We start from the raw sequence: 21,517 nt of genomic DNA on the forward strand, positions 1-21,517 counted from the left end.
GACAACCGTCAGCGGCCCGACGACCGTCACCGACACCTCACCACCGCTACGGCACCCGGGCCCCGCACGCCGTTGTGCGGGGCCCGGGTGCCGTACGGGCGTCGGGTCGGGTCAGCCCAGGCGCTCCACCAGGGCGCGGTACTGGTCCCACAGCGCCTTCGGCGTGTGGTCGCCGAACTTCTCCAGGTGCTCGGGGATCAGCGCCGCCTCCTGGCGCCACACGTCCTTGTCGACCGTGAGCAGGAACTCCAGGTCGGCGTCGGACAGTTCGAGCCCGTCGGTGTCCAGGGCGTCGGGCGTCGGCAGGATGCCGATCGGCGTCTCGACCCCTTCCGCGCGGCCGTCGATACGGTCCACGATCCACTTCAGGACCCGGGAGTTCTCGCCGAAGCCGGGCCACACGAACCGACCGTCCGCGTCCTTGCGGAACCAGTTCACGTAGTAGATCTTCGGCAGTTTCGCCTGGTCCTTGTCGGCGCCGACCTCGATCCAGTGGCCCATGTAGTCGCCCATGTTGTAGCCGCAGAACGGCAGCATGGCGAACGGGTCCCGGCGCAGCTCGCCGACCTTGCCCTCGGCGGCGGCGGTCTTCTCGCTCGCCACGTTGGCGCCGAGGAACACCCCGTGGTTCCAGTCGAAGGACTCGGTGACCAGCGGGACGGCGCTGGCGCGGCGGCCCCCGAAGAGGATCGCCGAGATCGGCACGCCCTTGGGGTCCTCCCACTCGGGCGCGATGATCGGGCACTGCGCGGCCGGGGTGGTGAAGCGGGCGTTGGGGTGGGCGGCGGGGGTGTCGGACTCCGGGGTCCAGTCGTCGCCCCGCCAGTCGGTCAGGTGGGCCGGGGGCTCCTTGGTCATGCCCTCCCACCACACGTCGCCGTCGTCGGTGAGGGCGACGTTGGTGAAGACGGAGTTGCCCCACAGCGTCTTCATCGCGTTGGCGTTGGTGTCCTCGCCGGTGCCGGGCGCGACGCCGAAGAAGCCCGCCTCCGGGTTGATCGCGTAGAGGCGGCCGTCCTCACCGAACCGCATCCAGGCGATGTCGTCGCCGATGGTCTCGACGGTCCAGCCGCGGACGGTCGGCTCCAGCATGGCGAGGTTGGTCTTGCCGCACGCGGACGGGAAGGCGGCGGCGACGTACTTGGCCTCTCCCTGCGGCGGCGTCAGCTTGAGGATGAGCATGTGCTCGGCGAGCCAGCCCTCGTCGCGCGCCATGACGGAGGCGATGCGCAGGGCGTAGCACTTCTTGCCGAGCAGCGCGTTGCCGCCGTAGCCGGAGCCGTACGACCAGATCTCGCGGTCCTCGGGGAAGTGCGAGATGTACTTGGTGCTGTTGCACGGCCACGGCACGTCGGCCTGACCGGGCTCCAGCGGGGCGCCGACGGTGTGCACGGCCTTCACGAAGAAGCCGTCCTCGCCCAGCTCGTCCAGGACCGGCTGCCCCATCCTGGTCATGGTGCGCATGGAGACGGCGACGTACGCGGAGTCGGTGATCTCGACGCCGATCGCGGACAGCGGCGAGCCGAGCGGCCCCATGCAGAACGGGACGACGTACATGGTCCGGCCGCGCATCGAGCCGCGGAAGACGCCTCCCTTGCCGTCCTTGGCGCCGCCGGTGCCCCGGAAGATCTCCCGCATCTCGGCGGGGTCCTTCCAGTTGTTGGTCGGGCCCGCGTCCTCCTCCTTGGCGGAGCAGATGAACGTACGGTCCTCGACCCGGGCGACGTCGGTCGGGTCGGACGCGGCGTAGTAGGAGTTGGGCCGCTTGATCGGGTCGAGCTTCTTGAACGTTCCCTTGGCCACGAGCTCCTCGGCCAGACGCTCGTACTCGGCCTCGGAACCGTCGCACCAGACGACGCTGTCCGGCTGCGTCAGTTCGGCGATCTCATTGACCCACGAGATCAGATCCTTGTGCTGGGTCGGGAGGGTGTCCGGTGCTGCGCTCCCCTGGGAGGGGGGAGCGGCGATGTCGCTCGCCACGAATCGCTCCTAAATGAAAGCGGATGAGGGATTTTGAGATGTGTGCCCCGTGGGGGCCGCGACCCGGACGCTGCGCCTCCCTTTCCACTGAATTGCAGTGAGCGCTCATCCGGTGCCGACCGCACTCATTTGATCATCCGACCCTGACGCCCATCTGTCCAGAGGGCCTCACACTTGAGCGACGTGACCAACCCCACTTACCCCCACCTTGAGCCGAACCTCCCTATCCGTTACCTACGATCGCGTAGGTACGATGCCCGCCATGAGCGTCGCCGCGAAGCAGCCCGAGCCCGCCGAGGCAGAGCCGACAGCACAGCAGACCCCGCTGAAGCCGAGACTGCGCGGCTGGCTGCACGCGGGCATGTTCCCCGCCGTGCTGATCTCGGGGCTCTTCCTCACGGCGCTCGCCGACTCGACGCGCGGGCGCGTGGCCTGCGGCATCTACGTACTGACGGCGTGCCTGCTGTTCGGTATCAGCGCGCTCTACCACCGGGGCAACTGGGGACCGCGCGCGGGCGGCGTACTGCGCCGCCTCGACCACGCCAACATCTTCCTGATCATCGCCGGCACGTACACGCCCCTGACGATGCTGCTCCTGCCGGGCGCCAAGGGCGAGTGGCTGCTGTGGGGCATCTGGGGCGCGGCCGCGGCGGGCATCGTCTTCCGCGTCTTCTGGGTCGGCGCCCCGCGCTGGCTCTACACGCCGTGCTACATCGCGATGGGCTGGGCGGCGGTCTTCTTCCTCCCGGACTTCCTGCGCGCGGGTGGCATCGCGGTGCTCGTCCTGGTGATCGTGGGCGGCCTGCTCTACAGCGCGGGCGGCGTCATCTACGGGATCAAGCGCCCGAACCCGTCGCCGCGCTGGTTCGGCTTCCACGAGGTCTTCCACTCGTTCACGCTCGCGGCGTTCGTCGTGCACTACGTCGGGATCTCGCTGGTGGCGTATCAGCACGGGTGACTTCATGGCCGGCCGAGCACAGCCCTCACAGCCCCGGATCGGGCTCCGGGAGCGGAAGAAGATCAAGACACGGACGGCGATCCGTGACGCGACGTACCGGTTGATCATGGACCAGGGGTACGACGCGACGACGGTCGAGCAGATCGCCGAGGCCGCCGAGGTGTCGCCGTCCACGGTCTTCCGCTACTTCCCCGCCAAAGAGGACATCGTCATCATCGACGAGTTCGACCCGATCCTGGAGCGCGAGCTGCGCGCCCGCCCCTCGGACGAGTCACTCGTCGACTCGCTCCGGTACGTGATCGAGCACAGCCTCCACCTCGCGCTCGCCGCCGAGGACCCCGAAGTCTCCCTGCTGCGCGTGCGACTCCAGGCCGAGGTGCCCGCGGTGCGGTCGCGGATGGTGGAGTCGATGTCGGTCACCGGCCGGATGATCTGCCGGGTCCTCGCCGACCGCACCGGCCGCGACGCCGCTTCCCTGGAGGTCAGGATCTACGCGATGTCGCTGGTCGGCGCGCTGATGGAAGCCATGCGGTACTGGGCCGAACACGACCACGAGGACGACCTCCACGACGTGGTGATGCGCGCCCTGGACGCTGTCCAGAACGGGCTGTAGGCGGCCCGATTCCCAGGTCAGCCGCGACGGCCTTGTCGCAGCCCTGGCCTTCTCGATCAGGCAGAAACCCTCCGCCGCGCGGAGCCTGTCGAGATCCTCATCGATCAGCATGAGCGCCTCGAACGCGTAGGCCGCCGGCCTGCGATGCGCCTTGCATCACCTGTGCGTACAGAACCCGTCAACGACGTCCCCCAGACCCTGCCCCTAGTCAACGGCATCTCTCCCGTCGCCGGAAGGCCGGGCCGACCGCGCAGGCGCCGGACGCGTTTCTAGACGACAAGAGCGACGACAGCAACCCCAACCGGCGGAAGTTGCGCACCCGCCGCACCCTGCCGGTGATCTCCCGCAGGGGGCACCCTGGCATCAAGGGCCTGGGCAATCTCCGCTACGCCGTTGAGCGGAAACCGGTACTCAGTCGTCATGAAGCATCCTCGTGAGCGATGGCGCGGTTCCAGGCCACTTCGAACTCGGACACGGTGATGCAGTCCTCCTCGTCGAACTCGCCAGGCTGCAGTGGCTGGTCTGTCAGGAGTGGGCCGACGTCTTCGTCGTGGTCGCGCCGCGAGGACAGCCAGCGCTCGCCCACATGGGTGACCTGTCGAGTTAGTGTGCCGTCGATGAACTCGATGTACGCCGTTCCGTCGTGATAACGCCAGGTCTCGATCTGGATCTTGAAGTACTCAGGCATCAGAACGGTGTCTTCCCTGAGCGGACGATCCGGCCCGCACCGTAGCTGACAGTTGGCTGAACAAGGAGACGCCACCCAGGCCACGACGCCACGCGGTCCTGGAGCAAGGAGTGGAACTCGTTTTGATCAAGGAGTTGTTGGGCCACGCCCACATAGGCGTCACCGCCACCGTCTACGCCCACGTCCGGCTCCGCCTCCAGCGCGACGCCATCAACCTCCTCGGCCACGCCCTCCGCAACCCCGCCGAATCCGCCAAGTGGCCCGATAGCGGCAACGAACCACCTCCCTGCGCGGTCCCCGTCCGCTGACGTCGCCGTCAACTACTGCCGTCAGACACCACTACGGCCCCACCAGGCACATCCGGTGGGGCCGAATTGATTTCGCGCACAAGTAGAAATCTACACCTCGCCCGATGAGAACGAAACAGCATCAGCCCATTCCCAAAAAGCCCGAGATTCGGCCTCTTCTCGTTCGAAAAGGCAGATTAGGCTTGCAACGTCGGCGCCAATCGGAACGTCGATTGCCGCATGCCTACCACCGCTCCATTCACTCAATAGACCGAGCCGCGAAATCTCAGCATCAAACTCTCTCGCCACGCTTGAAAAGTCCGGTGTTTCCAACAGGAAAATCCGCAATACTCTCCGCCCCGACTTCCGGACCAATCGGGCAACTGTGGTGCCATCCTTAGAAAGAGCGACAATATCACCGAGAGAAATACCATAAGCCCGGAAAGGAATGCAGCACAGCTCAAGCGAACCATCTTCAAGCCTCTTAAGCCAAAGCTGTTCCACCTCCCCCTCCAAACCGAACGGCGCGAGATCAGCCCGTGCAATGTAGTCGCTGTCGCCCCGGCGAACCGGGCTCTCATGGACGATGAACTTCATGCGACGCTCCAGGTCAAAGCCAGATGGAAGGTGCCTACCGTCCTATGCAGTCTAGGCGGTCGGGCCAGGCAGCAACGACGCTCCCCACTAGCGAGGCGGCCCGCGCCGGCTGATCTTCCTATCAGCCGGCGCGGGCCACCTCTCACCTACTCACCCCTAGGGCGGTGTCATCCTCGAAGGCCACCATGGCGGCGGCCAGGAGCCGGTGTAATTGGGCGGGGGATTCATTGGCGCCAATCGATCCCTCTTCGAGCTATTGCAGAATGTGCAAGCCGGTGTGGTGTTTGCATCGGTTAGGTCACCGCCGCCAATCCTAGGCTCAACGTGGTCGATTGCCGTGGCCGGGTTCGTGCGGCAATACGAACACAGTGGGGTGATCGTCCCAGGAGCCGCATTCTTCCCGACATCGTAATCCTTGAGGAGGCTCGGCGGAATCCTCTTCCCAGCCCCAGCACCACCACTCGAACCAGCGGGGATGTCATAAATCGGCTCACCATTCACGCCGCAACCAATCGGAGAATTGGCGTTATGGACGAGAACAGGCGTGGTGCCAGCGAGCACATAGTACGTGTGGACGTCACTGACGGTGAGGTTGTGGACGGTGGTGTCCAGCACCGTCCACCGCTCGACCTTGCTGATCTGGACGTGGGTGCCCGCGCTCGTCCGCAGCCATTCGCCCGCCCTGAGGTCGGTGGCCTTGATCCACCGGCCCAGTTCGGGGACCCAGAAGGGGTGGCCGTCGGTCGCGGTGACCTGGGCGGTCTTGGTGCCCTTCTTGCCGTCGACGTCGATGGTGACCGTGACGAGGCGCTTCAGGCCCTGGCCCTTGATCTCGGCGGTGACCTTCTCGATCCGGGTCTCGCCCGTCCTCGGGTCGGTGGCCACCACCTTGTCGCCGGCCTTGACCTGCTCGATCGGCTTGGTGGTGCCGTCCGCCATCAAAACCTTGGTGCCCTTGGCGAAGCTGTTTACCGGGCAACTCCCGGCGCTCTCGCCGCTTCCGTCACTCGCGTGCTCGCCGGACTTGCCCTCGCCCCCGCTGCCGCTCGATCCGCCCTTGCTCCTGGACGAGGCGCCGGACTTGCCGCCCGGTTCTGAGCTGCCGCCGGACTTGTGGCCCGAGTGCTGCGACGAGGATTTCGGGGCCGCCTCGGACTGGGCCCGCTTCTGGCGGGGGTTACCGGTCTTCTTCGTGTGACTGACGGCCTCGTCGGATATGCGTTTGGCTTCCTCCGCCGCCTTCTTCTCGGCTCTTTGCGCGGCCTTCTTCTTGGCTCTCTCGATCACCAGTTTCTTGGCTCTCAAGGCCAGCTTCTCGGCCGCCTTGGCCAGCCGCAGGACGCGTGACGCCTCCTTCTCGGCCTTGCGGAACGCCTTGATCGCCGAGATGGTGCGTTTGACGGCCTTGATGATCTTCGGGAGTTTCCCGAGCTTGTACCAGGGGATCGCGTTGGCCACGACCGAGACACACGACCACATGTCACCGCCGAAGCAGGACAACGCGTCGTTGATACCGATGAAGTCCTTCAGCGTGTCCCAGGCCACGGCCAGGATGACCGACGTGAGCGACTTGCCCTGCATCGCCTGCGCCTGGGCGACCTGCGCCTCCGACAGACCCGCGCCCAACAGCGCCGCCGCCCGCTCCGAAGCGGACAGCGAGATGGCCAGACCCGACGGGTCCGACATCGTCACCGGGTTGTTGTCGGCGTAGGCGTAGCCGTTGGACTGCAGGACGTCGTTGAGGTCGAGGACCGGGTCCGCGGACAGGAAGCGTCCCACCGAAGGGTCGTACAGGCGCGCGCCCAGGCCGACGAACCCGGAGGCGTCGTCCCGTGTCGCGCCCAGGAACCCGGTGTGGTTCTGCTGGTTGCCGCCGATCGTGCCCGTGCCCCGCTGGTTGCCGAACGGATCCTGCTTGCGCATCCGCACCGGCATCTGGTCGCGCAGGCCGACCTCCACGAAGGCACTGCCCTGGTGGTCGCCGGCCAGAGCGACCAGGTGGTCCTCGCCGTTGCCGTAGGCGTAGCGCACGACCGAGCCGCCAGGGGCCGAATAGGTACGCTGCGTGTTGATCAGGACGCCGCCGGGCGCCACCGTCACCTCGGTGTCACCCAGGTTCAGCGTGGCCTGCTTGCCCTTGACGGTCAGCAGGGTCGAGCCGTCGGGACCGTAGATGTAGCGGGTGTCGTTCTGCGCCGCCCACTGCTGCTCCGCCTTCGTGCTGTCACACGTGGCCAGCACGATCGGGGTGGCGTTCGCCGAGTCGGCGCCCTTGACCGCCAGGCACAGGCCCGAGGCGACGTGCGTCAGCTGGCCGGAGGCGTTGCGCTTGAGCTGCTGGGCCGCCGAACCGTCGCACTTCTGGAGCTGGACGGCCGATCCGGCCGTCGTACCGGCCGGCTGCACGCACCAGTCGTCGTAGACGTTGAGCGTGCCGAGGTCAGGGTCGGTCTGGGTGGCGCCCGGGGCCGGGCTGAAGCGCCAGCTCTGCGCCACGGTGGAGTTGCAGGCGTAGAGCTGGATCGGCTGACCGGCGGCCGCCTTGCCGCTCTGGAGGTCCAGGCACTTGTCGGCCAGGCCGACGTACGGGGTCTTGCCGCCCGCGCCCGCGCCCTTGATCCGCTCGATCTTGCCGTCGTAGGTCCAGGTCAGGTCCTGCTTGTCGCCGTTCTGGACGGAGGTGACGGACTTGGTGTTGCCGGTCAGGTCGTACAGGCGCTCCGCCTCGGCCGTCACCTGCGCGCCGGCCGGGGTGGTGTAGTGCTTCGACACCTTGGTCAGCGTGCGTGGCTGGGTGCCGTCGGACTTGCCGTACGAGTAGGTGGTGACGGCGTCCTTGGCGGTGTTCCCCGTGAGGTCCTTCTCGGTGAGCTGGGTGCGGTTGCCCAGCAGGTCGTACTTGTACTCCTGCCAGTAGCCCGAGTTGTCGGCTCCGGCCGCCACGTTGAGCGTGCCGTCACTGAGCTTCGGGGTGGTACAGGAGGTCTGGTCCTTGGCGGTCCAGGCCGTCTTCAGCTCGCCCAGCGGGTCGTAGGTGAAGCACTGCCGTTCCGCGACCCCGGTGGCGTGTTCCCGGATCGAGGTGACGTTGCCGGCCGGGTCGTAGGTGTACGAGCGGTGGGAGACCAGATTGCCGCCGACGACGCTCTTGTCGCCGGTCTGCTCGCGGTAGACGGACCGGTCCTTGAGCTCACCGGTGGACTCGTCGTACGAGTTCTGCGTCCAGACGCGGTAGGGCTGTGCGCCCAGAGTGGAGCGCAGGACCTGCCCGTAGGGGTCATAGACCGTCTCGGCTCCGTACCAGTCCTTGCCGGAGACGGAGAGCGGCTTGCCGTCCTTGTTGTAGCGGACGACGACCTTCTCGGAGCCGAAGGCGCCCGCCGCCGGGAGCTGGGTCTCGGTCGGCATGCCCTGGTCGTTGTACTGGTAGTCGTACGTGTACGACGACTTCAGGCCCCAGGTGCTCGCCAGCGTCGACGGGAGGGTCAGCGTGGTGGAGGTCGGCTGGTAGTCCTTGGTGTAGCCGTCGACCTGCTGGGTGTACGCCTCGCCGTCGGTGTAGCGGATGGCGCTGGCCGGCATGCCCTTTCCGCCGGGGGCGGTGTCGTAGGTGAACCGGGCCAGCGGTGTGCCGGTGGAGTTGTCCAGGCGCTGCTCGGTCGGCCGGGACAGGGCGTCGTAGCCGTTCCAGACCGTGATGCCGCGGGCGTTGGTCGTGGTGAGCGGGCGGTCGAGGGTGTCGTAGGTGGTCTTCGTGGTGCCCGTGTCGGGGTCGGTGGACGTGATCTGGTGGCCGCGGTGGTCGTAGGACCAGGTCCACGGGTGGGTGGGGTCGACGGAGTTGGTGGCCTTCACCAGCTGGCCGGCCTTGTCGTACGCGTAGCGCGTGGACGTGTAGCCGTCCGGGGCGGCCGGGTTGAAGGTGTCGGTGCGCACGGTGCGGCCGAGGGCGTCGGTCCACACGCGGTAGGAGGAGGCTCCTTCCGGCTGGATGACCTTGGACCAGTCGCTGCCGTACTCGTAGCGGGTCGCCTTCTCCGGGACCTCCTGCGAGACGGTCTCGCCCGTCGTGGGGTCCTTGACCTTCAGGACCGGCGTCTCCTGCAGGACGCGGCCCTGGCCGTCGTAGGTGTAGCGGGTGATGTTCGGGACGGCGGTGTCCGCGAGCGGCGTGAACAGCTTGCCCGGGGTGACGTCGTCGGCCAGGTAGGCGTTGTTGGTCTGCCAGACCTCACCGGAGCTGTTGTACAGCGTGTCGGTGATCAGCCAGCCGCCGCCGTCGGCCTGCTCCTGTGTCTGCCGCTGCCGGCCGAGGCCGTCGTAGAGGGTGACGGAGGTGTCGAGATGATTGTCGAAGCCGCGGGCGTACGTGGTCACGTACGGGGGCTTGTGGTCGGTCTTGGACGGGTCGTTCGGGTCGTACTGCGGCACCGTGTACACGGCGCGGAAGTCCGGCACGGACGAGGATGACGGGGTGCGGCCCGGCGCCCAGGCCTCGCTGAGCCGGCCCAGCGGGTCGTACGTCGCCTGGCTGACGTTGCCGTTGGCGTCGGTGGTCTTCAGGGTCGTCGAGCGGCCCGGTTCCAGTTCCTGCTTCTGTGTCTGGCCGAGCGCGTTGGTGGTGGTGACGCTGAAGACCTGGCCCACGGACGGCGAGTAGGCGATCGTGCCGGAGTGGCCCTGCGGGTCGGTCGCCTTGACGACGCGGCCGACGGGGTCGAACTCGTGGGTGCCGTTGGACTGGAAGCCGGTACCCGCGCTGTTCAGCGACCAGGACTCGGTGGCCTCGCCCTGGGTGCCGGAGCCGAGGGCGGTGCCGTAGGCCTGGCCGTCGTAGGCGGTGCGGATGGCTCCGGTCAGTGTGGACAGGTCGGAGAAGTTGGCGGCCGCGCAGGTGGTCGGGGAGACCAGGGCCTGCTTGGTCAGGCCGATGATGTTCTTGTCGGGCCGGTTCAGGTATTCCAGCTTGGTGCAGGACTCGTCGCCGGACTTGCCGGTGTCGCCGAGGGACTCCACCTGGACGGGCAGGCCGTACGTCGAGTCATAGGTGGTATGGGTCTTGACGATCCGCTCGGTGCGGGTGTCGTCGCCGGTTCCGGAGGACCTGGTGTAGGCGATCTCGTCCGGTTCGGTGACCCGCCAGGCGATCAGCGGGCTCAGTCCGTCGTCCCGGTCCCGGTGGGCCAGTTCCGTGGCGGCGGGGACCGAGACGCTGCGGGAGAGCCAGTCGGTGTCCACGTCGTCGGCGCTGGAGTAGACGAGTTCCTCGGCGATGCGTCCGGCGAACGGCTTGCGGTCCTTGGCTATCTCGGTTCCGGTGATGTCCTTGACCGAGACCGTGTCTCCCATGCCGCGGAAGAAGCGGGTCACGGCCTTGGAGCGCTTGGAGCCGATGTTCTGGTCGTCGGCGCCGGTGATCACCGTGGTCTGCTCGAACCCGGCGAACGTCGAGTACGTGCGGGTGGACTTCTTGGTGAACTCCGACCCGGACAGCTTCCAGCCGGGGTTCTTGTACGCGTACGTCGTCTTCGTGCCGAGCTCACCGTCGACGTCGGGCAGTTCCTCGATGGAGTCGACGACGTACTTGTGGAACCAGTCGATGTCCTCGTCCTGCGGGTCGGGACTCCAGAACATCGGGTAGCACAGGCGGGTGTTGTTCTTCAGGCCCGCGGTGTCGGTCTTGTCGGGCAGGTTGGTGCCGGTCGCGCAGTCGCCCGTGGGCGTCTTGTACGTGACGACGGTCTCGCCGCCGTACTCGTTGATGACGCGGGCGACGCGCAGTCGGGAGAAGCCCGGACGCGGGTCGTTGGGCCGCATCACGCGGTTGGGCATGTCCTCGGCGTTCGGCTCGAACCGCACGGGGTTGAGGGTGACGCTGGCATCGGTGGAGCCGTTGCGGGCGTAGCCGGTGCGCTGGACCGACTCCAGCCACAGCGCCGTGTTGGGGCCGGTCTTCAGGACCGGGAAGCTCTGCTTGAGCGCGTACCGGTCCACCACCTGGCGGGCGGTGGTGTCGGTGCGACGCTGCGCCGAGGTCTGGATCTGCACCAGACGCTTACGGGTCCAGAAGGACGGGCCCGCGTTCCAGCACTTACGGGTGTAGGTGGAGGTGACCTGCTTGCAGTTCAGATCGGCCGGAGTGTCGTACCAGATGCGGTACTTGCCCGGGTCCTTGTCCTCGAAGTTGGCGTCCGAGCAGGTCACGCCGCCCTCGTCGAAGCAGCGTTCGGCGACGGTGAAGCCGACCCGCGCCGGGGCGGTCTCGGTGAAGAGGGTGTCCTTGCGCTGGCCGTAGTCGATGTGGCTCAGGTAGCCGCCGCGGTCGTAGACGACCGGAGCCTTGAAGTTGAAGTTGCGGGCGTAGTAGTTCTTCTCCTTCTTCCACCACAGCGACATGGCGTTGCCGTGGACGTCCTCGACGTAGTCGAGGTTCCACCGCCAGCCCTGGGTGCACCAGGAGTTGGCCCAGTCGCCGTCCTTGTAGCAGGGCTCGCCGGGGTGGTTGCCGTACACCGGCACCGTCAGCACCGAGTCGGTGACGGGCTGCCCGTCGCTCCAGCCGGGCAGCCGGTTCTTGCCGAAGTAGTACTTCGTACCGTCGCGCGTGGTGACGACCCAGTACTCGCCGTCCTTGGCACCGTTGGCGGTGTTCGGGTCCTTGATCTGTTCCACCTCGGCGCCGTCGCCGTTGGCGGTGAACCACTTGTTCTGGTCCTTGTCCCAGACCAGTTGGGTGGTCATGCCGCCCAGGGACAGGGTGGCGTTGTTCGAACCCCAGCACAGGTCGGCGGTGCGGTGGGTGGCGTTGTTCGCGCCGGGCTTCTTGGAGTCCTGGCGGCAGTTGGCGTAGGTCCGGGAGATCGAGCCCGGGTTGTAGTCCCAGCCGTCGCCGATCCACGAGGCCTGGTTGTTGGTCGCGGAGGTGCGCCCGTCGACCGACTGGGAGGAGTAGCTCAGTGACACCTTCGGCATCACGCCACCGGCCGTCTGAGGCACCTGGACGTCGTACGAGTACGTGAACGCGCCGGAGGACGATCCGGCCGCCCAGGATCCGGAGGACAGCAGCGGGGTGGCGGTGTAGTCGCCGGAGGTGGAGGCACCGGTGTCCATCGCGCCGATCACCTGCGGCCCGGAGGCGTCCACCGCGGGCAGCACGTCGCCGCTGTCACGGAAGGAGGCGGTGCGCACCGAGGTCTTCGAGGCCGACGTGTGGGACGCGCGGGACGCGTTCGGGCCGAGCAGGTTCCTGACCGGCACCGAGCCAGTCAGGATCTTCCGGGTACGTGCCTTCTTCGCCAGCTTGGACTTGGTGGGCGCCTTCTTCGCCGGGACCTCGGTGACCTTGCTGGGAAGCGGCTTCGCCTTCGGGTCGGGCCTGCCGGACATCGTGGTGGTGCCGCCGGCCGCGCAGTCCCCGCTGTCGGGGGCGTTCATCACGCAGTCGGGGAGGAGTTCGAGGCCGAAGCGGTCGGCGGCCTGCGGGCCGTAGAGGTCGGCGAAGCCCGTGGTGTCGACGGCCAGCGAGACCTGTGCGGTCGGGTCGGCGTCCGCCGGGGGCGTGACCTCCATGATCAGGCCCGAGACACCGGAGTCCTGAGAGGTCGTCGGCGCGGCGAGCTGCACGCTCCAGTCGCCGTCGATGGCCGTCGGGTCGGTGCCCGCGGGCACTCCCACGGCCACCGGCAGCCCGTTGGACACCGGGACGGTCGTGCCGGGTGCGGTGGTCGCATCGATCGTCGCGGTGCCCGTGCTCTGTGCCCAGGGGGTCACGGCCACCGGCGCGTAGGGGTCCACCGGCACCTCGGGCGCGGTGGTGAGGTTCTGGTCCGCCTCCGCGTCCCGGCCGACGGGTGTGCGGGTCGGCAGCGCGGGGAGCTTGACGTCCCCGCGGCTCATGCCTGGACCGGGTACCGCCCATGACTCGGCGCTCAGGCCGGTCGTCGTCAGCGCCGACACCAGGACAAGGACGGTCGCCGTACGGCTGCGCCGCCGTCGCCGTCGTTGCGACTCCGTCCTGGCGAGGCGCCCCCGCCCCAGCCATGACAGCGAACCTTGAACACGCATACGCGTCGTCGACTCCCACCCCAGGAAAATGAAAAAGCACAGGTCAACGGGCACCCTCTGTCAGGACCGTGACAGAGAGCAAGGTCGCCGACCGCAGACCGGGGGGCCTCACCGTGAGATGCCTCACTGGCTATTCGCGTACGGGTTCGCCCGCAGGGCTACAAAACTGAAGTGACCGGACATAGCCCGCGGTTCACGCAATTCGAGCCAGCAAAAGGCACGAGGCCGACATCTTCACAGGCGAACCACAGGACCGACATGGAATGATCACAACTTTATTAATCCTTCACACATGGACAGTCTTGATCAAAGCGTGTGAGCGTGTGCGCCCACGTCCTGAATCCATCTGGCCCCTACGGGAGTAGACCGCCGCCGTGTCCGTGTTGCCTCGTCTTCTCAGCCCGTTGGTGCGCACACGCACCCGGCTGACACTCACGCTCGGCCTGGTCCTGGCCGCCCTGACCGCCTCTCTCCTGCCCTGGTGGCACTCCGACGACTCACCAACTCCCCCGGGCGGCCCGGCCACCCGGGCGCGCGAGGCCGCCACGGGTCCTCGCGACGAAGCCGCGGCACAAGCCGAAGCCAGGCGCACCGGCAAGGAAGTGGCCGTCGACACCAGGACCACGCCCACGTCCATGACATGGGCCCGGCCGGACGGGCAGCTGCACACCACGATCAACGCGGTTCCCGTACGGGCCAGGAACGACAAGGGCCGATGGGCCCCGATCGACACCCGGCTGCGCCGGACGGGCCACGCGGCCGACGGGCTCGGCATCCGTCCGGTCAACGCGCCGACGCCCGTCCGCTTCTCCAGCGGAACGGCCGACGCCGACGCGAAGTCAGCTCAGCACACCGCCGACGCCCACGCCGACCGCTCGCTCAGGCGCCCTCTCCTTACGGCCGGGCAGGGGCCGAGTGGGACCGAGCAGGTCACGGCGGCTGACGGCACACCGGACGCACGGCCGAGCACCCTGGCCGAGGTGGACGTCGACGGTCACACCATCGACTACACCTGGCCGGGCCCGCTGCCCGAGCCGGTGCTCGACGGGCCGCGCGCCCTCTACCCCGAGGTGCTGCCGGGCGTCGACCTGCTCCTGGTCGCCCGCGAGCAGGGCGGCTTCGCCCAGCTGCTGATCGTCAAGACCGAGAAGGCCGCGCAGAGCGAGGCCCTGCGCACCGTGTCGTACGGGCTGCGCTCGAAGACCGCCACCTTCCGTTACGAGGACGGCGCCCAGCATGTGCTGATGGTCGGAAAGGACGGGCAGGAGATCGGCTCGGTCCCCACGCCGTACGCCTGGGACTCCAGTGGCCGTGACCGCGAGGACGGCACGGAAGGCGGCACCGCGCCGCGCACCTCGGTCGCCACTTCGGCCGACGTGCTGCGGCTGTCCGGGCTCAGCGGTATCGAGCCGGGCGCGCACAGCGCTCCGCTCCCGATGCGCCTGGTCGGTGACAGGACCGGGCAGGCCCGCATCGACCTGGATGTCGCCAAGAGTGGACTGCTCACCGACAAGAACGCACGGTTCCCGCTGTTCATCGACCCGACCGAGCACACCGGCGAGACCGCGTGGACCACGGCGTACAAGCCGCACCCGAACACCAGCTACTGGAACGGCACCAACTTCAACTCCGGTACCTCCTACGCCCGTGTGGGACACGAGAGCGAGACCGGCGGCACCGCCCGCTCCTTCTGGCGCATGGCCTTCGACACCAGCACCAAGGGCGCGACCGTCTCGTCGGCGAGCTTCAAGGTGTACAACAATTACTCCTGGTCCTGCTCGACTCGTGAGATGCAGTTCTGGCTGACCGGCTCCATCTCCTCCGGCACCACCTGGAACAAGCAGCCGAGTTGGTCGACGCTGTTGCAGAAGAAGTCCTTCGCGCACGGCTTTTCCACGTCCTGCCCCGGCGACTACGAATCGTTCGACGTCAAGGCCGCCGCCCAGAAGGGCGCCGACAACGGCTGGTCCAACATCACCTTCGGGATGCGCGCGACGACCGAGACCTCGACGTACACCTGGCACAAGTTCAAGGCCTCGTCGGCTCAGCTGTCCTTCACCTACAACCGCAAGCCGGACGAGCCCACCGACGGCAAGTCCACTCCCGGCGGCGACTGCTCGGCCGGTGGTACGGGCGTGACCGTCGGCAAGACCAACATCGTGCTCTCGGCCAAGGGCCACGACCCCGACGGCAACCTCAGCAAACTGCACTTCCGGTTCTGGGTGACCGGGGACTACACCAACACCCACAAGGACTACCTGATCACCCCGACGTCGACCGGCACCGCCACGGTCACCGTGCCCTCGACCTTCCCGCTGACCGACAAGACCCTCTACTCGTGGGACGTCCGGTCCGAGGACTCCGGCGGCCTGGTCTCGACGTTCTTCCCGCCGGGCAGCGACCCCTGCCGGATCACCATCGACGCCAGCGGCCCGCCGCAGCCCGCCATCGAGAGCACGGACTTCCCGAAGGCCACCGCCGACGGCCAGACCTGGGCCCACGTCGCGTTCGGCTCGGCCGGCTCGGTCACGTTCTCCTCGCCGGGCGCGGCGAAGTTCGAGTACGCCTTCGGGACCGTCGGCTACACGGCGATCGCCGCCGACAGCACCGGCACGGCCACCGTCACCGCCCTCAAGCCGCCGCACGCCGGCCCCACCTATCTGAACGTGTACGCGTACGACCAGTACGGCAACGAGAGCGCCCGCACCGACTACGAGTTCTACGTGCCGCCGCGCGACAAGGCCGACAGCCCCGGTGACACCGGCGGCGACGGCATACCCGACCTGCTGGTCGTCAAGTCCGACGGCAATCTCTACAACTGCCCCGGCGCTCCGGGGGGCGAGTTGTACGCGTGCATGCACGCGTCCTACACCTCGGACAAGAAGCTGGACCCGGCGGGCTACTGGTACGACGCCAATACCGGCAAGGCCGCGCTGATCACCCACTACGACGACGCCTACCCCGGCGACGGAAGCACCGACCTGTTCGCGGTCGGCCCCGACGGAAAGTTCTGGCTGTACCCCGGTGACGGCTACGGCAGCTTCAACGTCGACCAGCGGCTGCGGATCCGCCTGCCGGACAACGCCCCCGACCCGTCGACCTGGACCCAGATCAAGGCCGTCGGCGACATCACCGGCGACAAGCGCCCGGACCTGGTACTGCGGGCCGGAACCGCGTTCTGGACGCTGTCCGGCTACACCGGTGCCACGTTCCGGACGGCCACGCTGATGAACTCCGACGCCTGGGGGCGCCGGGAGATCGTCAACATCGCCGACATCAACGGCGACAGCACACCCGACCTGCTCTGGCGCAACCTGGACAACGGCAACATGTACGTCCGCCACGGCAAGCCCGGCTCCGTCAGCGGCAGCGTCGACCTCGACTCGCTCAAGCTCGCGGCGAACTCACTGGACGGGGACGTCGCCTACGGCACCGGCTGGACCGACACCGCCGTGCCGACGGCGCTCGGCATCCCGGACGTCAACGGGGACGGCATCCCGGACATGTGGGTGCGCAAGTCCTCCGACGGATACACCCGGATCTACTATCCGTCCCGTACGAACACCAACGCCGAGGTGAAGATCGTCCTGCACGCCGACTGGAACACCGCCAAGGCCTTCGGCTGACGCGGCGGACCACTCGCCTTCCGGGCCCGGCCCTCCTCGGAGGCCGGGCCCGGACGTGCGTTCGGCGGCACGGCGGATCAGCCGCGCCCCTCCCCCGCCCCCAGCGTCCGCCTCAGCCCCTCCGGATCGGTCTCCGGGGTGTCGCACACGAAGTGGTGGCACACGTACGCCGTGTCCTCGCCGTCGACGCGCGGCCGGTCGGCGAGCAGCGGCAGCTCGGCCGTGGCCGGGGAGCCCTCAGGGCCCGCCGCGACGACGGCGCCGGGCGCGGTGCCGGTGAGCGCGGCATGGTGCATGCGGCCGCCCACCTCCCCCACCACGGCGACCTCGCGCGGCCCGTCGAGCAGCGCCTCGGCGACCGCGAGCCCGTTGCCGATGAAGCGGGGGGCGCGGGGGCCGAGTGCCGTGACGACCCCGAGGGCGCGTTCGGCGGCCGTGCGGTGCGGCTCGGAACCGGTGTGCGCGGCGTACGTCAGGAGCGCGCCCGCGGCGGCCGTCCAGCCGGACGGTGCGGCGTTGTCGGTCGGGTCCTGCGGGCGGCGGATCAGCCGTTCGGCGTCGGACGCGGTGTCGTACAGGGCGCCGCTCTCTCGGTCCACGAACCGGTCGAGGACATGGTCGAGCAGGAATCCGGCGAACTCCAGCCAGACGCCCTCGCCGGTCACGGAGGCCAGGGTGAGGAACCCCTCGGCGACGTCGGCGTAGTCCTCGAGGACCCCCGCGTTCTGCCCGGCGTGCCCGTCCTTGCTGGTGCGCGTCAGGCGCGCGAGTTCGTCCATGTGCAGCCGGACGAGCAGGTCACCCGCGCCGACGGCCGCGTCCACGAGGTCCTGCCGTCCGAAGTAGGCGCCGGTCTCGGCGAGCGCCGCGACGGCGAGCCCGTTCCAGGCGGCGACGACCTTGTCGTCCCGGCCGGGCGCGGGCCGCCGGGCGCGAGCGGCCTGGAGGCTCAGCCGGATGCGGTCGGTCTGTTCGGCGTCGAACACCTCCTCGCCCCGCGGCAGCCGCAGCACGGAGGCGCCCTTCTCGAAGGTCCCCTCCTCGGTGACACCGAAGTACCGGGCGGCCACCGCCGCGTCCGCCTCGCCGAGCGCCCGCGTCAACTGCTCGGGCGTCCACACGTAGTAGGCGCCCTCGACGTGCTCGCCGGTGTCCGGGTCCTCGCTGTCCGCGTCGAGCGCGGAGGCGAACCCGCCCTCGTTCGTGCGCAGCTCGCGCACCATGAACTCGGCGGTCTCCAGGGCGATCCGCTTGGCGAGCGCGCTGCCGGTGGCCCGCCACAGATGCGCGTACGCACGGCACAGGAGCGCGTTGTCGTACAGCATCTTCTCGAAGTGCGGGACGGTGAACTCGCGGTCGACGGAGTACCGCGCGAAGCCCCCGCCGAGCTGATCGTAGATGCCGCCGCGGGCCATCCGCTCGCACGTTTCGGCGGCCATCTGCAGCGCGCCCTCGGCGCCCGTGCGGGCATGGTGGCGCAGCAGGAACTCGACGACCATGGACGGTGGAAATTTGGGCGCGCCACCGAAACCGCCGTACGTGGCGTCGTACTCGCGGGTCAGCCCGAGCAGCGCCTGGGCGAGCTCGCTCTCGCCGGGCGGTCGCGCGTCCCCGTACCGCAGCTCGCGCCCCGCCAGATCCGAGGTGATCTTCGAGGCGACCTCGGTGACCTCGCCGCGCCGGTCCGCCCAGGCGCTGCGCACACCTTCGAGGAGCTGGCGGAAGGACGGCATGCCGTGCTTCGGCTCGGGCGGGAAGTAAGTGCCGAAGTAGAACGGGTCGGCGTCCGGGGTGAGGAAGACCGTCATGGGCCAGCCGCCCTGCCCGGTGGCGGCCTGCACGGCCTCCATGTAGACGGCGTCGATGTCGGGGCGCTCCTCGCGGTCGACCTTGACGCAGACGAAGTGCTCGTTCATGACGGCGGCGGTGGCCTCGTCCTCGAAGGACTCGTGGGCCATGACGTGGCACCAGTGGCACGCGGAGTATCCGACCGACAGCAGAACGGGTACATCGCGCCGTTTCGCTTCCTCGAACGCCCCGGGTCCCCACGGCCACCAGTCGACCGGGTTGTCGGCATGCTGAAGCAGATAAGGCGAGGTCGTACCAGCCAACCGGTTCATACGGCCCAGCCTCTCACGCCGACGCGGCCCTGCCGGTTCGGCCCGCAAGCCCCCGCCCCACTTGGCCGATTCGCACTCGTGCGCCATCAGTGCGGCGGGATCGAGGTCGCGGACGGGATGGTCGTCGTGAGCCCGAGCGCCTCCAAGGGGCTGGGCCGGCTGGCTCGGCTCCTGGCCAATGCCCTGAATGTTGTCGAGGTCGTGTCACCCGGTTCCGAGGCCACCGCACCCTTCTCTCTCATTGTCGATCTCGGCCCCGCAGGGGCGCCGAGAGGCCGTGCACTGTCGATGCTTGACCGTCAGCCCACGCGTCGTGATGCTTCGCGGGGCGGGAGCGTGCTGCTGGTCGAGACCGTCCGCAAGACCGGCTTGGACAGGGCGATATCAGCGGCGCTTGAGCCGGGGCGGAAGGCTCGGGCGGTGCACGATCTGACATCCTCGCCGTTCGGGCCCGAACCTTCGGCTTCGTCCTCGTGGACGAGAGCTTTCCCGGACGCTCAGGAGTCGTGGATCTCGCCTGCCCCGCCGGGACGTGCCAAGAGAGGGTCAGTTGGCGTAGTAGGGGGTCAGCTTCCAGGAGTTGCCGCCTTCGTCCTCCATACAGGCGAAGCCCACGATCACCCCATGGGCCTGCAGGGCGTTGCCCCAGTTGGTGCACTCCTGGAGGGGGCCCTTGCCCGGGATGTCCGCACCCTGCCGCACCGACGCCTGAGCCATTCCGGTGGCGATGCCGGAGAACGCCAGGACGCCGGCACCGACGATTGCTGCCTTCTTGAGGTTCTTGCGCATTCTTCGCTCCAATTCCGTCTGCGGGCGCGTGGGCCGAATGGGCACATGGCCGCTGGGCAGGGGTCACGAGCTGTCACGCGACCCGCCTCGCGCCCGGCGCGGTCACGTTTCCGCGACCGCACAACACACTGGTGCGCTGCGGGCGTTACCCGAGGCATCTGTAGTTGATCACACCGGAACCCTCCTGCCCCAGCAGCCACAAGGGCTTGTTACACACCCCTGACAAGCTGCGGGAGGACAACACCTCAGGCCCGGGGTCGAGTTACCGGAGCCGGGGCATGCGCACGCTTCCGTTCTCGTGGTCGGCGATGGCGGGGCACATTTCCCCGCGCCACTCACTCCTCATCCACGGCGCTGTCTCTCAGTGGCTGTCCGGCCGGCGGTCAGGCGACCGAAGAGCTCCTCTGACCAGCGGCAATGAGGATCGCTGAGGTCCTTGTTCCCGGGCCTGTGGGAGACGCTTTCCAGGTGAAGCAGCCACCGGCTCCTACCCGCATGCTCGTGTCCGGGACGACGGCCGAGCGGTGGTCTCGCAGGCCGGTTCGGTCCTGCTGGTCGAAACCACCCGCAAGATCGGCCGTGACCGGGTCGTCTGCGCGGCACTCGCTCCCTGGCGCGAACCCTCGGGCCGTCCACGACCTGGGGAAGGTCCTCTCGGACCTCGCGCCGGCAGTCGCGCTCGGCGGAGACCGCCTCGCCGACATCGCACTGCCTCGTCACCGAGCCGAGGGGCGGGGCCCTGCGCGCGCGTGGTTCGGAGGGGCTGGCCGCGGGCGGGGACAACTGGCAGTGGATGGCCGGGACCGGCACGGACAGCCGCCCCAACCGGGTGCTCAACCCCGTGCTCCAGGGCAAGCGGTACGACCCCGAGGGCGACTACGTGCGCCGCTGGGTGCCCGAGCTGACCGGCATCGCCGGGGCGGCCGTGCACGAACCGTGGAGACTGCCGGGTTCGGAGCGGGCCCGGTACGACTATCCCGATCCGGTGGTCACGCTCTCCGAAGGGCGGGACCGTTTCCAGCGGGCCCGCGACCGGGCCGGGCGAGCGCGCTCCTGACAGGCGAGCGCTCTCCTGTCAGGGGCGCCGCTGGGTCAGGACCTCTGGAAGAACTCCACCTCCGCCAGGGCCAGATGGCGGCCCTTCGTCAGGCCGGTGGCCGAGCGCAGAACCATGCGTACGGTCTTCACGTCGCTGATGCCCGTGGTCACGGTCTGCGGGCCCGGCTTGTCGCTGAGGGATACCCGTCTGTCGTGCCGTTCGCCGTCCGCGGTCGTCACCTGAAGGTCGATCGTGAGCGCGCGTCCCTCGCGGGCGTAGGAGCTCGGGTCCTTGGACGCGCCGTTGGTGACGATCAGGTCGACCAGGCGGAACGGCTTGCCGAACGTGTACGTCACCGAGGCGCCCGGCGCGGGCGCCCCCCAGTAGCGGTTGCTCAGCCCGTCCGTGGTGTTCCTCGCCGGATGCCCCGGGACCTCCGCGCTCGCGCTGACCCGCACCGGGGTCACGGGCTTGGGGTCGGACAGCTTGTCCCGGGTGTCCTCGAACAGGGCGCGTCCGGCGGGCAGCAGCAGGAACGCGCCCGCGCACAGCGCCAGCAGCACGACGAGGATCACCAGGAGCCGCACGCCCCGCCCCGAACTAGCCCGCACCCGGCGGCGCAGCGGCCACACGGTTCGCCACCAGGGCAGCGGGGCGGGCTTGGCCGCGGGCCTCAGCTCGGCCGCGCAGCGCCGGCAGAACCGGCGCCCTGGCTGGTTGGGCGTACCGCAGGAAGGGCAGGGCACCCCGACCACC

10 protein-coding genes and 4 pseudogenes are annotated in these 21,517 nt (G+C 68.6%); 7 read left to right on the top strand and 7 right to left on the bottom strand.

Annotated features, from left to right (window positions below; translation table 11 throughout):
* Positions 1-111: 111 nt before the first annotated feature.
* The gene (locus tag OFY01_RS22060) at positions 112-1,980 is read right to left on the bottom strand and encodes a phosphoenolpyruvate carboxykinase (GTP) (protein ID WP_266602601.1); all 1,869 of its coding nucleotides are present in this window, start codon (positions 1,978-1,980) and stop codon (positions 112-114) included.
* A gap of 262 nt (positions 1,981-2,242) precedes the next feature.
* Between OFY01_RS22060 and trhA the strand changes: the two genes are divergently transcribed.
* Positions 2,243-2,938 carry a PAQR family membrane homeostasis protein TrhA gene (gene trhA, locus OFY01_RS22065; protein ID WP_266602603.1) on the top strand — a complete coding sequence of 232 codons (696 nt, stop codon included), beginning with the start codon at positions 2,243-2,245 and terminating at the stop codon, positions 2,936-2,938.
* 4 nt (positions 2,939-2,942) lie between these two features.
* A complete protein-coding gene (locus OFY01_RS22070) occupies positions 2,943-3,551 on the top strand; it encodes a TetR/AcrR family transcriptional regulator (protein ID WP_266602604.1) in 609 nt (202 codons plus the stop codon).
* A gap of 418 nt (positions 3,552-3,969) precedes the next feature.
* On the opposite strand, the gene OFY01_RS22075 is transcribed toward OFY01_RS22070, so the two are convergent.
* Positions 3,970-4,239: a hypothetical protein gene (locus tag OFY01_RS22075; protein ID WP_266602605.1), complete on the bottom strand. Its 270-nt coding sequence runs from the start codon at positions 4,237-4,239 to the stop codon at positions 3,970-3,972.
* A gap of 95 nt (positions 4,240-4,334) precedes the next feature.
* Between OFY01_RS22075 and OFY01_RS22080 the strand changes: the two are divergent.
* A pseudogene (locus OFY01_RS22080) lies at positions 4,335-4,547 on the top strand (site-specific integrase); the annotation flags it as partial.
* Positions 4,548-4,637: 90 nt separating this feature from the next.
* Here the strand turns inward: OFY01_RS22080 and OFY01_RS22085 are convergent.
* A complete protein-coding gene (locus tag OFY01_RS22085) occupies positions 4,638-5,123 on the bottom strand; it encodes a DUF4265 domain-containing protein (protein WP_266602607.1) in 486 nt (161 codons plus the stop codon).
* A gap of 156 nt (positions 5,124-5,279) precedes the next feature.
* The gene (locus tag OFY01_RS22090) at positions 5,280-13,019 is read right to left on the bottom strand and encodes a ricin-type beta-trefoil lectin domain protein (RefSeq protein WP_266602609.1); all 7,740 of its coding nucleotides are present in this window, start codon (positions 13,017-13,019) and stop codon (positions 5,280-5,282) included.
* 575 nt (positions 13,020-13,594) lie between these two features.
* Between OFY01_RS22090 and OFY01_RS22095 the strand changes: the two genes are divergently transcribed.
* Positions 13,595-16,813 carry a DNRLRE domain-containing protein gene (locus OFY01_RS22095; RefSeq protein WP_266602619.1) on the top strand — a complete coding sequence of 1,073 codons (3,219 nt, stop codon included), beginning with the start codon at positions 13,595-13,597 and terminating at the stop codon, positions 16,811-16,813.
* 77 nt (positions 16,814-16,890) lie between these two features.
* On the opposite strand, the gene OFY01_RS22100 is transcribed toward OFY01_RS22095, so the two are convergent.
* The gene (locus tag OFY01_RS22100) at positions 16,891-18,933 is read right to left on the bottom strand and encodes a thioredoxin domain-containing protein (RefSeq protein ID WP_266602611.1); all 2,043 of its coding nucleotides are present in this window, start codon (positions 18,931-18,933) and stop codon (positions 16,891-16,893) included.
* 87 nt (positions 18,934-19,020) lie between these two features.
* Between OFY01_RS22100 and OFY01_RS22105 the strand changes: the two are divergent.
* Positions 19,021-19,122 (top strand): annotated as a pseudogene (locus tag OFY01_RS22105) (Uma2 family endonuclease); the annotation flags it as partial.
* Between the two features lie 357 nt (positions 19,123-19,479).
* Here OFY01_RS22105 and OFY01_RS22110 read toward each other — a convergent pair.
* Complete coding sequence (locus OFY01_RS22110; RefSeq protein ID WP_266602613.1) at positions 19,480-19,722, bottom strand: hypothetical protein; 243 nt, start codon at positions 19,720-19,722, stop codon at positions 19,480-19,482.
* Positions 19,723-20,246: 524 nt separating this feature from the next.
* Between OFY01_RS22110 and OFY01_RS22115 the strand changes: the two are divergent.
* Together OFY01_RS22115 and OFY01_RS22120 are read left to right on the top strand one after the other, a co-directional pair.
* Positions 20,247-20,463: pseudogene (locus OFY01_RS22115) on the top strand (IS1380 family transposase); the annotation flags it as partial.
* 40 nt (positions 20,464-20,503) lie between these two features.
* Positions 20,504-20,779: pseudogene (locus OFY01_RS22120) on the top strand (FAD-binding domain-containing protein); the annotation flags it as partial.
* 35 nt (positions 20,780-20,814) lie between these two features.
* Here OFY01_RS22120 and OFY01_RS22125 read toward each other — a convergent pair.
* Positions 20,815-21,517: zinc ribbon domain-containing protein (locus tag OFY01_RS22125; RefSeq protein WP_323135541.1), on the bottom strand; the 703-nt coding region annotated here is incomplete at its 5' end.

The sequence above is a fragment of the Streptomyces beihaiensis genome, from assembly GCF_026274175.1.
GTDB lineage: Bacteria > Actinomycetota > Actinomycetes > Streptomycetales > Streptomycetaceae > Streptomyces > Streptomyces beihaiensis.